6 protein-coding genes are annotated in these 7000 nt (G+C 73.8%); 2 read left to right on the top strand and 4 right to left on the bottom strand.

The window, feature by feature from the left end; all coding sequences use genetic code 11:
* Window positions 1–178: 178 nt before the first annotated feature.
* The 4 genes from GT042_RS05445 to GT042_RS05430 form a co-directional block, all read right to left on the bottom strand.
* Window positions 179–1402 carry a glycosyltransferase gene (locus tag GT042_RS05445; RefSeq protein ID WP_345943692.1) on the bottom strand — a complete coding sequence of 408 codons (1224 nt, stop codon included), beginning with the start codon at window positions 1400–1402 and terminating at the stop codon, window positions 179–181.
* A 44-nt stretch (window positions 1403–1446) separates the two neighbouring features.
* Window positions 1447–2565, bottom strand: coding sequence for a glycosyltransferase family 1 protein (locus GT042_RS05440; protein WP_161307557.1), 1119 nt, complete (start codon window positions 2563–2565; stop codon window positions 1447–1449).
* Window positions 2566–2802: 237 nt separating this feature from the next.
* On the bottom strand, window positions 2803–4221 hold the full coding sequence (locus GT042_RS05435) for a HEAT repeat domain-containing protein (protein WP_161307556.1): 1419 nt from the start codon (window positions 4219–4221) through the stop codon (window positions 2803–2805).
* A gap of 252 nt (window positions 4222–4473) precedes the next feature.
* On the bottom strand, window positions 4474–4866 hold the full coding sequence (locus GT042_RS05430; RefSeq protein WP_161307555.1) for an ankyrin repeat domain-containing protein: 393 nt from the start codon (window positions 4864–4866) through the stop codon (window positions 4474–4476).
* A 239-nt stretch (window positions 4867–5105) separates the two neighbouring features.
* Between GT042_RS05430 and GT042_RS05425 the strand changes: the two genes are divergently transcribed.
* Together GT042_RS05425 and GT042_RS05420 are read left to right on the top strand one after the other, a co-directional pair.
* Entirely contained in the window at window positions 5106–5300 is a 195-nt protein-coding gene (locus GT042_RS05425; protein WP_161307554.1) for a hypothetical protein, read from the top strand.
* A gap of 42 nt (window positions 5301–5342) precedes the next feature.
* On the top strand, window positions 5343–6938 hold the full coding sequence (locus GT042_RS05420) for a hypothetical protein (protein ID WP_345943691.1): 1596 nt from the start codon (window positions 5343–5345) through the stop codon (window positions 6936–6938).
* Window positions 6939–7000 lie beyond the last annotated feature (62 nt).

Raw genomic sequence — 7000 nt, 5'->3', positions numbered from 1 at the left:
GCCGGAAGCTGGGCCGCAGCTGCGCCGGGGAGTGCGCCCGTGGCCACCGGGGTTCTCGGCCGCTGCTGCGTCTTCGTGGGGGCGGGCACGCCGGCGGTCACCGTGTCGTCGCGTACCGCCGGTGCCGTGCCCGGCTGCCCGCCCGGGGTCTCCCGCGTCACGGGTCTCCGCGCCCCGCTCACCGCGGCGCCCCGTCCGGGTGGTGGAGTGGGGGTGCGGTGGACACCGGATCCGGCAGACGTTCCGCCGGGCGCGGTGTCCCGGCGTCGTGGGCCGCCAGGAACGCCTTCACCGAGCGGTCCCAGCCGAACAACTCCGCCCTCGTTCTCGCCGCCGTGCGGCGCTCCGGCTCCGGGCGGGTCAGGAGTGCCTGTACGGCGTCGGCGAAGGCCGCGCCCGTGTCCGCCGCCGACCTGCCCGCGTCGCCGATGACCTCGGGCAGCGCCGACGACGCGCTCGCGACCACCGGTGTGCCGCAGGCCAGCGCCTCCAGGGCCGAGAGCCCGAACGTCTCGGCGGGCCCCGGCGCCAGGCAGATGTCCGCCGCCGCCTGGAGATCCGCCATGGCGGCCCGGTCCCGTACGTGGCCCAGGAACAGCGCGGGCAGCCGCTGCGCCTGCGCCCTGCGGACCAGTCCGGCCCGCAGCGGGCCCTCGCCCGCCACGACCAGCACCCCCCGCACCCCCCGCGCCCGCAGCTCGGCCAGCGCGTCCAGCGCCGTACCGGGCCGCTTCTCCACCGACAGGCGGGACCCGAGGAGCAGCAGGACGTCCGCCCCGCGCGCGTACCGCTCCCGCAGCGCCAGGTCGCGGCGCTCCGGCCGGCAGCGCACCAGGTCCACCCCCAGCGGCGCCCGCACCACGTTCCGCGCGCCGATGCGCAGGAACTCGCGCTCCGACCACTCCGTGGTGCAGACGATCCGGGAGTACGCCCACGCGCTGCGCAGGTTGATCCGGTCGGCCGTCCGCCCCGCCGCCGCCCCGGGCACGCCCCAGGTCCGGAGCACCCCGTCGGCGGTCTCGTGGGAGACCATCACGGACGGCACGCGGTGGCGGCGCGCCCACTCCCCGGTCCAGCGCAGGGTGGTCCTGTCGGACACCTCCAGCCGGTCGGGGCGGAGCTGTTCGAGCACCTCCCGCAGCCGCCGCCGCGCGGTCAGGACGCGGTAGCCGCCGGTGCCGGGCAGTACCGGGCCCGGCAGGGTGATCACCCGTCCCTGTGCGGTGTGCTCGTCGGTCTCCCGCTCCCCCGGCACGATCAGCACCGGTTCGTGCCCGGCCGCCAGGTAGCCGCTGCCCAGCTCCTGGAGCGCGGTGCGCAGGCCACCGGAGGCCGGGGTGACGAAGTTGGCCAGCCGTACGATCCGCAGGCCGCCGCCTCCTACAGAGGCAGAGGCAGACACCGCGGACGAAGAGGACGAAGAAGACGAAGAAGAACCCGCCGCGTTCACGCGACCACCGCCGTGCGGGCGCCCAGGACGTCCGCGTAGTGGTCGATCAGCTGGTCCCCGACCACCGCCCAGGTACGCCCCTCGACGGTGGCCCGCGCCACCTGTCCGTAGGAGGCGCGCAGGACCGGCGCGTGGGCGAGGTCCTCGACGGCCCGGGTCATGGCGTCGGTGTCGAGGGGCGTCACGAGCGTCCCCGTACGGCCGTGGTCGACGAGGTCGAGCGGTCCGCCCGCCGCCGGCGCGATCACCGGCACCCCGCTGGCCATGGCCTCCTGCACGGTCTGGCAGAACGTTTCGTACGGGCCGGTGTGCGCGAAGACGTCGAAGGACGCGAAGGTCCTGGCCAGTTCGTCGCCGGTGGTACGGCCCAGGAAGAGCGCGCCGGGCAGCACGGACCGCAGGGACGCCTCGCTGGGGCCGTCCCCGACGATCACCACCCGGACGCCCGGCAGCGCGCAGACGCCCGCGAGGAGTTCCACGTGCTTCTCGGGCGCCAGGCGGCCGACGTAACCGACGATCAGCTCACCGTTCGGCGCGAACCGCCGCCGCAGCGCCTCGTCGCGCAGCTCCGGCCGGAACCGTACGGTGTCCACCCCGCGCGGCCAGAGGCTGACCCGGGGGATGCCGTGGGCGGCGAGATCGCTGACGGCGGCGCTGGAGGGCGCGAGGGTGCGGTCGGCGGCGGTGTGGACGGCGCGGATGCGCCGCCAGGCGGCTGCCTCGCCCGCGCCGACGTACGTCCTGGCGTACCCGGCGAGGTCGGTCTGGTAGACGGCGACGGCGGGAACGCCGAGCCGGGTGGCGGCCGACATGCCGCGCACCCCGAGCACGAAGGGGCCCGCGAGATGGACGAGGTCGGCGCGGTGCGCGGCGATCGTCGCGGCCACCCGCCGGCTGGGGAGTGCCACCCGGACCTGCGGGTAGCCGGGGAGCGGGAGTGAGGGCACGCGTACCACGGGGCACGGTGAGTCGATCTCGTCGTCGCCGGCGACGGCCGGGGCGATGACGAGCGGGTCGTGACCGCGCGCGGCGAGGTGCCGGGCGGTCTGGAGGGCGCAGTGGGCCACGCCGTTGACGTCGGGCGGGTAGGACTCGGTGACAATGACGACACGCATGCTCGTGTTGTCGTCCTGCCGGACGTGTCCCTGCCAACGTGGATCTTTCCGCCCGACGAACGCCCCATGAGCATTGGACTCCGGGGTGTCCCGGAAGGCGCCGCGGCCTCGGACGTCGTACGGAAACACACGTGGAACGCACACAGCGTCGTGCGCGCCCCGACCGGGGGCACCGACTCGGCGCTCCGCCGGACGCTCACACCCCTGAGGTCATTCCGAGGTCATGAGCGTCCGGCGTCACAGAGCGGCGGCGTCGGGGCCGATCCTGCTCCGCACGGCGGTCTGCACCTCGGCCTCCTCGGCCGGATCCGCGGCCAGCCTCCGCAGCCGCTCCGCGACCCGTACGTCGGCGGTCTCCGCGTGCAGCGCGGCGACCTCCCGGGTGGTCTCCTCGCAGTCCCACAGGCATTCGACGGCGAATCCGGTGGCGTACGAGGGGTCGGTGGCGGCCAGTGCCCTCGCCGCGCGTCCGCGCAGCTGGGAGGAGGCGGTCTCACGGTAGACGTGGCGCAGGACGGGAGCGGCGCAGACGATGCCGAGCCGTCCCGCCCCGTCGACGAGGGTCCACAGCAGGGGCGCGTCGGGCCCCTCCGACCGTACGGTCTCGCGCAGCGCGCCGAGGACCAGCTGGGTGTCCTGCGTGCCGCCCCGGCCTGCGAGCACCCCGGCGGCGGAGGCGCCGAGGGCGTCGGGCCGGTGGATCCAGCCCCGGGCCCGGTCGACGGCGTCCTCGCCGCACATCCGCTCGAACGCGGCGACCGAGGCCTCCGCGACCGTACGGTCCGCACTCGACGCGGCGGCCTCGATCAGGTCGAGGACCACCGGGTCGCGGATCTCGGCGAGGTAGTGGAGCGAGGCGCACCGGGCCGCGTCGGGTCCGTTGCGCGCGGCCTCGACGATCGCCTGCCGGTCGTCGGGCCCCGCGACCGCCGTGAGGCAGCGCGCGGCGGGCACATGGAGGGGCGTGCCCCGGTCGAGGGCCTGTTGCGCCCAGTCGAAGACGGCCTGGACGCTCCAGCCCGGCCGTGGTCCGCTCGGCCGCATCTGGCGCTGCCAGCGGTCGAACGAGCCCTGTTCGCCCGCGGCCCTGATCCGGCCGCCGACCGCAGCACGCGGGTCGTCGGCCCAGAGCCGCCAGGGGCGGGGTTCGAAGGCGTCCCGTACGGCCGAGGCCAGTTCGGCCTCGCCCTCCGGGGTGGCCGGGAAGCGGGCGAGCACGGGCAGCGCGAGGGAGCGCAGTCCCGTGTCGTCGTCGCGCAGCGCCAGCTCGTCCAGGGCCCAGGCCCAGTTGGAGCCGGTCGCGGCGTAGCGCCTGAGGAGGTCCAGGGCGTCGCGCCTGCCGTACGAGGCGAGGTGCCCCAGGACGGCGAGGGAGAGCCCGGTCCTGGACTCCTCGGTGTCGAAGTGGTCCTCTGCCCGGAAGAGATGGTGGTCGATGGCGTCAAGACCGCCGTGGAGATCCAGGTAGAGGCGTGCGTAGTACAGCGAGCGGTTCTCGACCTGCCAGTCGTGGCGCGGGTCGGTCAGCACGCAGTGGTTGAGGGCGGCGAGCGCTTCCGCGCGGGGCGCGGCGAGCGCGTGCAGCGTGCCGTCGCCGCGGCCCCTCTGCAACAGGCCGAGCAGTGTGCCGCTCGGCGCTATGACTGGATCGAACATGGGGAAAGCCTCACTCAAGCTGTCGACGCAACCGGGGGGTATGGATACCTAGGCCGCGCGGCAACAAGTTCGGCCGACCGTCGTCTGTCGCTTGGTGTGGACCATCTTCCTCTGCCTCTCGTCGGGGACCCGTACAGGGCTCGACGTCATGATGACCCAGCCATTTCGCCTCCGCGACCACATTTCGCCTCCCGCCCGTTCCCGCGCCCGTCCTACGGAGCGTCCCGCCTCACGCGGCGGGACCGTCCCGCCTCACTGGGCTCCGAAGAGTTCCAGGAGGTCCGTCTTCCCGAACATCCGGGCGGTATCCACGGCGGAGGGGGTGCCGCCCGCCGGATCGGCGCCGCCGGCCAGCAGGGCGCGGATCACCGCGTCCTCGCCCTTGAAGACGGCGCCGGCGAGCGGGGTCTGGCCGCGGTCGTTGGGGCGGTCCGGGTCCGCGCCACGCGCGAGCAGGAGTTCCACGGCGGGGGCGTGGCCGTGATAAGCGGCGAGCATGACGAGGGAGTCGCCCCGGTCGTTGGAGAGGTTCGGCGACACTCCGGCGTCCACGAACGCGGCGAGGGCGTCGCCCTCACCCCGCCGGGCGTGCTCGAAGATCCTCGTCGCCAGCTCCACCACCGCCGGATCGTGGGCCTCGCTCATCGGTGAACCGCCTTTCACGCCGTTGACCTGGGGCGGACGGCGTGCGCAGCCGTCCGGGTGAACGAAAGGGTACTGCTCAGCGGCAAGGTCGGGCGGTCCGCCACCCGGGCGGGGTCCCGATGTGGGCCAGTGCAGTGAAATACCAAATATTTCACTCATTTGCACCTTTTGTCGCATAGATACTTTCGGTGATCCTGGAAGAACTCATGGTGACTGTCCCCTCAACCAGGAGAATCCTCATGATCCTGTCCATCTCAGGTGTCGTGCTGCTCGGAATCATCGTCTTCCTCTTCTTCAGGAAGGACGGCCTCAAGGCGTCCCACGCGTTTGTGAGCGCCCTCTTCGGTTTCTACCTCGCGGGCACCGCCATCGCTCCGAGCATCACGGCCGGCGGGGCCTCCCTCGCCGGTCTGCTGGGCGGGATCAAGTTCTGACCCCCGCCTCCCTCCCTTCCCGCATCCCCTCAGGAGACAGACGTGGCCCGGCGACCGCTCCCCCGCATTCTGAGCAGCGGCAGTGCCCAGCTCGCTCGCAGCCGCGAGATGGCCCGCACGGCCGCCGACGGCGCCACGGATGTTCTCCATCCGCTGATCACGATCACCCGTGGTCTGCGGGTGCTGGCCGCCACCGGGCGCCAGAAGTGGGCCGGCACCCCCAGGGAGCGGCGCGGTCCCGCGCTGTTCCTGGTGGCGGCCTGCGGGCTGGTGGTCGCGCTCGTCCCGTACGGGCCTCTGCTGGCCCTCATCTCGGTGATGGCCGCGGCCGCCTGGAAGGGACGGGACCGTACGCCGAAGCGGACGGGGCCCGACGAGGCGGAGACGGAGCGGCTCCGGTCCCTCTACGAGGCGCTGGTGCCCTACTTCTCCGTACCGGAGGACCCCAGTCCGCTCTTCTCCCACGGCGGGGAGTGGGAGTCGGCGTTCGACGAGTTCACGTTCGACGGTGACGGACGGCTCACCAGGCTGCGGATGAAGTACCCCCCGTACTTCACCGACGGTGAGCCGGCCGCCCGCGCCCGGATCGAGCAGCTCCTGCATGCCAAGTCGGGGCGCGGGCGCGAATACCTCTTCGACTGGGACGAGGAGGGCAACCAGCTGACGCTGACCGTCCTCGCCGCCCTCCCCACCGCCATCGCCGCGCAGCGTTTTGTCACCGTCCCCGGTGAGACGGTGCTCGGCTTCACCGACGACGACGCGGTGCAGCGCACCGTGCCGGTCCTGGCGGGCGACGAGACCCACGACGCGCCGCCGGTGGTGTGGCGTACGGGTCCGCGCTCCACGGAGCCGCACCTGCTGGTGGCCGGCCAGCCGGGCAGCGGCGCCACGAGCCTGCTGCGCTCGCTCGCGCTCCAGGCGCTCCAGCACGGCGACGTGCTGATCGTGGAGGGCAGCGCGACGGGTGAGTTCGCGTTCCTCTCGGGGCGCCGGGGGGTGCTGTCGGTGGAGTCCTCCCTGTCCGGCGCGCTGTCCAGCCTCGAATGGGCCTCGCACGAGACGGAGCGGCGGCTGATCGCGGCGAATCGGGCACGGCAGTCCGGGCATCCCACGCCCGACGACGTGAAGTGCCCGCTGTGGATCTTCGTGGACCGGCCGAGTGTCTTCGGGCAGCTGGCGGCGGCGGGCGGGCGGCCCGATCCGCAGGAGCACCTCCAGATCCCGCTGCGGCACGGGCGGGCCGCGGGGGTGACGGTGGTCGTCGCGGAGCAGCTCGACAGCCTGGACGCGCTGGGTGACGCCGTACGGTCGCACACGCGCGCCCGGGTCGTCCTGGGGCCGGTGGCGGCGGCGCAGGTGGAGGCGGTGCTCGGGGCTCCGCCGCACACGACGCCCACGCCGGACGTCCCGCCGGGCCGGGGGTACGCACGCCTCGGTACGGGTCCGGTGCTGAGGCTCCAGGTGCCGGCGACGCCGGATCCGTACGACGACGCGACGAGCGAGGGGCACCGGCGGGCGGTGCTTGAGCTGCTGCCCGACGCGGTGACGCCTCCGGCTGGGGGGCCTGGTTCCGGGCGGGAGGTGGAGCGGGTGGCCTCTGCGGGGCCCATCGCTTCGGGGGTGCCGGTCGAGGGCTGACCGTCGCGACGACCGGGTGCGGCCCGGTGGGCCTTTGTCCTCAATCGCCGGACGGGCTTGAT

It is taken from the genome of Streptomyces sp. SID3212, from assembly GCF_009865405.1.
Taxonomy (GTDB): Bacteria; Actinomycetota; Actinomycetes; order Streptomycetales; family Streptomycetaceae; genus Streptomyces.
This window is presented reverse-complemented; position numbering and strand designations above follow the sequence as displayed.

Excerpts from the sequence above, each read along its gene's own strand:
- GT042_RS05440 (WP_161307557.1), bottom strand. The coding sequence starts at position 2,565 with ATGCGTGTCGTCATTGTCACCGAGTCCTACCCGCCCGACGTCAACGGC.
- GT042_RS05435 (WP_161307556.1), bottom strand. The coding sequence starts at position 4,221 with ATGTTCGATCCAGTCATAGCGCCGAGCGGCACACTGCTCGGCCTGTTG.
- GT042_RS05430 (WP_161307555.1), bottom strand. The coding sequence starts at position 4,866 with ATGAGCGAGGCCCACGATCCGGCGGTGGTGGAGCTGGCGACGAGGATC.
- GT042_RS05425 (WP_161307554.1), top strand. The coding sequence starts at position 5,106 with ATGATCCTGTCCATCTCAGGTGTCGTGCTGCTCGGAATCATCGTCTTC.